This is a genomic window from Klebsiella sp. EMBS2024 (assembly GCF_036233805.1).
In the GTDB taxonomy this organism is placed as follows: domain Bacteria; phylum Pseudomonadota; class Gammaproteobacteria; order Enterobacterales; family Enterobacteriaceae; genus Klebsiella; species Klebsiella pneumoniae.
The window spans coordinates 1-486 of sequence record NZ_JAZARW010000002.1; positions in this window are offsets into that span (position 1 = coordinate 1).

The following is a 486-nucleotide window of genomic DNA, read 5'->3' on the forward strand; positions in this document are numbered from 1 at the left end:
TCATAAAACCGGCGCCGGTTTGCCAGCCAGGTGCCCCTCCCCACCACTGAAAAGCGCCGCCGCCCCCGGCCGAAGGCCGGGAGTAGTGTCGCTTTTAATGATGGGTGTTGTAACTACTCTTCTTCATCGCTGTGAGTGGGGCTGCGGGCAGTTGTTTGGTACACGCTCGTAAGCGGCCCTCCGGCCCGCTAACGCGGAGATACGCCCCGACTGCGGCTGTCGCCTTGTCGGGACCACTCCGACCGCGTACAGAAGCATCTATACCGTATTAAACGGGTATGGCTTAACAGCTACCGTGTTAAGTTCCCTGGTGTCGCTGAAATTTTTTATGAACATCCCCCTAAGCGTCAGCAGCAAGCTGCCGCCGCTAAGGCCCCGGAAATCACGCCCTTTACGTCGTAACCGCCGTAAAGCCCGCTCACCGGGGTTAAAAGGGATTACTTTGACTTCTTCATTGCTGTTAGCGGGTTAAAGCTAATCAGGGCA